The 3,161-nt window shown below is 63.7% G+C and carries 3 protein-coding genes; 1 reads left to right on the top strand and 2 read right to left on the bottom strand.

Translation table 11 applies throughout. The features are described 5' to 3' along the window. Window positions 1-1,343, top strand: a 1,343-nt coding sequence (locus ACTHL0_RS15325; RefSeq protein ID WP_440567663.1) for a carboxylesterase/lipase family protein, incomplete at its 5' end; no start/stop codon positions are given. A 79-nt stretch (window positions 1,344-1,422) separates the two neighbouring features. On the opposite strand, the gene ACTHL0_RS15320 is transcribed toward ACTHL0_RS15325, so the two are convergent. Further along, complete coding sequence (locus ACTHL0_RS15320; protein WP_440567662.1) at window positions 1,423-2,199, bottom strand: exodeoxyribonuclease III; 777 nt, start codon at window positions 2,197-2,199, stop codon at window positions 1,423-1,425. Between the two features lie 49 nt (window positions 2,200-2,248). Continuing rightward, window positions 2,249-3,046: a PPK2 family polyphosphate kinase gene (locus tag ACTHL0_RS15315; RefSeq protein WP_440567661.1), complete on the bottom strand. Its 798-nt coding sequence runs from the start codon at window positions 3,044-3,046 to the stop codon at window positions 2,249-2,251. Window positions 3,047-3,161: the final 115 nt, after the last annotated feature.

Below are 3,161 nucleotides of genomic sequence, written 5' to 3'. Positions count from 1 at the left end.
CCCTGTTTCGAATGGAATTCCGTTCGCGCACGATGAGCGAGGATTGTCTTTTTTTAAACGTATGGACCCCGGCGCGCGCGGCGGGGGAAAAACTGCCGGTGCTCGTTTACTTCTACGGCGGCGGCTTCGCCGCGGGCGACAGCTCGGAGCCCCGCTACGACGGGGCAGCGCTGGCTTCGCGCGGGTTGGTGACGGTCACGGTCAACTATCGGCTCGGCGTGTTCGGTTTCCTGGCGCTGCCGGAAATGGCGCGCGAATCTCCCCATGGCGCTGCCGGCAACTACGGCCTGCTCGATCAGCACGCGGCGCTGCGGTGGGTGCGCGAGAACATCGCCAAGTTCGGCGGGGACCCGGATAAAGTTACGATCGGCGGCGAATCGGCCGGTTCGGTGGCCGTGAGTGCGCATATGGCCTCGCCGCTGTCGAAAGGGCTCTTCGCGCGCGCGATCGGCCAAAGCGGCGCGGCGTTCGGCCCGCTCACCATATGGTCGCGCGACGATGCGAAGACAGCGGCTCAGGCATTCCAACGGAAGATGAACGCGGCATCGCTGAGCGCACTGCGGGCCCTGCCGGCGGAAGCCATCTTGCAGGCCACCGGCCCGGAGGACAAGCCCGAATTTCTGTTTTGGCCGTCGGTCGATGGCCACTTCCTCACGCAGTCGCTCGAAGAGGCCTATGAGGCCGGCTCGCAAGCGCGCGTGCCCCTGCTCGTCGGCAGTAATTCGCACGAAGCGCCTCATACGATGATCCTCAACACTTCGCCGCCGACGCCGCAAAACTGGCGCGCTGCGCTCAAACGTATGTTCGGCCCGTATACCACCGATGTCCTGGCGCTCTACCCCGGCAATGACGATGACGAAGTACGCCGTTCAGCCACCGAGCTGGCGAGCGACATCTTCATCAGCCATGCCACGCGTCGCTGGGTGGATGCGCAGCGCCGAACGGGCGGGGCGCCCGTGTACTTTTACTACTATTCGCACAAGCGCCCGCAAAAGCGCAACCCCGAGCCCAACCAACTCCCGGAGGACGGCGCGGTGCATAGCGCAGAGATCAAATACGCGCTGGGAACGCTCGGGCTGTCGAATCGCTTCGTGTGGCGGCCGGAAGACTACGCCGTGTCGCGCATCTTCTCCGGCTATGTGACGCAATTCGTGAAAACGGGTACACCGAACGGCGGCTCGCTGCCCCAATGGCCGGCTTCTCGCGAAGAGCAAGGGGGGCTGCTGCGGCAGGAGATCGCCGTGGAGACAAAAACGATCACCGATTTCAATACACCGCGGCACGCGTTCCTGCGCCGGTATTACGCGGAAAACCCGCTGCTGCCCGAATACCGCCGCCGCTAGCCGCCACTATCCGGCACTACCCGCCAGAACGCCGGTCACGCGCTGCCAGCGCGCTCATGTCACGCCGCGGCGGCCTCGGTCACGTCAAACTGTGTCCGTAATCCACCGTCAGCGGCGCGTGATCGCTGAACTTGATGTCGCGAAAAATCGAGGTGGCTTGTGCGGTTTCGGCGATGCCGGGCGTGGCGATCTGATAATCGATACGCCACCCTACATTCTTCGCATACGCTTGGCCGCGGTTGCTCCACCACGTGTATTGCTCGGCACGCGTATCGAGCCGGCGGAATACGTCGACATAACCCACGTCGTCGAACAGCTGCGTGAGCCACGCGCGCTCCTCGGGCAAGCAGCCTGAGTTCTTCTGGTTGCTTTTCCAGTTCTTGATGTCGATTTCCTTGTGAACGATGTTCACGTCACCGCAGACGACGACCTCACGCTCCTTGCGCAGTGCCGTCAGGTGCGGCATGAACTCGGCCATGAAGCGGAACTTGGCCTGCTGCCGCTCCTCGCCGCTCGAACCGGACGGCACGTACACCGAGATCACCGACAGCTTGCCGAAACGTGCCTCGACATAGCGCCCCTCGGGATCGAACTCCGCGCTGCCGAAACCGATGACGACATCGTCGGGCTCGTGGCGCGTGTAAAGGCCCGCGCCGCTGTAGCCCTTTTTCACGGCATGCTGAAAATAACCGGTGAAGCCATGCGGTGCCAGGAACTCAGGCGTCATGTCGTCTTGCGAGCATTTCACTTCCTGGACGCAGACGATATCCGCGCTTTGCTCGCCGAACCATTCGAAGAAGCCTTTCTTGGCCGCCGAACGGATGCCGTTCAAGTTGGCCGTGATCACTCGCAGCATGATCGTCCTTGTTGCCTTGTGGTGGTGGTAGAGGGGGTCATTGCGGAGGTCATTTGACCGTGATGCCCTGCAGCGACGCTTTCGCCGGGGGGTACGCCAGATCCAGGCCCTCGAAGACGCGCAGCAGCAGTTCCGCCACCATCACGTTTCGATGCGATTTCGAATCAGCCGGGACGATATACCACGGCGCGCACTCCGTCGACGTCGCCGCCAGCGCTTCCTCGTAAGCCGACTGATAAGCGTCCCAATGCTCGCGGGCCTCGAGATCGGAGAGATCGAATTTCCAGTGCTTCGTATCGTCGTCGATCCGCGCCTGCAAGCGCTCGCGCTGCGCATCCTTCGAGATGTGCAGAAAGCATTTGAGGATGGCGGTGCCGGAATCGGCGAGCAGTGCTTCGAAATGCCGGATGTGCGCGTATCGGCGCGTGCGTTCCGCGGAATGGATTTCACCGCGGACGTGCGGTACAAGCACGTCCTCGTAATGGCTGCGGTTGAAGATCGTCAGCTCGCCGGCGGCAGGCACCTGCCGATGCACGCGCCAGAGAAAGTCGTGCGCGGCTTCGTCGGGCGTCGGCACGCGGAACGTCGCGATACGCAACCCGAGTGGATCGACCTCGTGAAACACGGCGCGAATCGTGCCGTCCTTGCCGCTCGTGTCCATCCCTTGCAAGACAAGCAGCACGCGCTCGCGGCGCTGCGCATGCAAGCGCTCCTGCATTTCGTCGAGCTTGGCCGCGTAAGCGGCCAGGCGCTCGCGATCGGCCATCTTCGAACCGGCCGAAAAGGGCTTGGCGCCCGGATCGAAATTGGCGAGCGAGAGGGCCTCGCCGGCTTGGTCCCCGTGCATGTCCCGGACTGGTATGTCAACCTGTGGCGCGCGCTGGCCCCGGCCCTGCTAACCCTTAGGGTTGGGCCGGCTGGGGCGCGGCGCCCCCGGCCCGGCGCTTGACGGCGCCGAAGCC

This window comes from Trinickia sp. (genome assembly GCF_051961175.1).
Lineage (GTDB): Bacteria > Pseudomonadota > Gammaproteobacteria > Burkholderiales > Burkholderiaceae > Trinickia.
The sequence above is the reverse complement of the archived record's forward strand: the minus strand, read 5'-3'. Positions and strand labels throughout refer to the sequence as shown.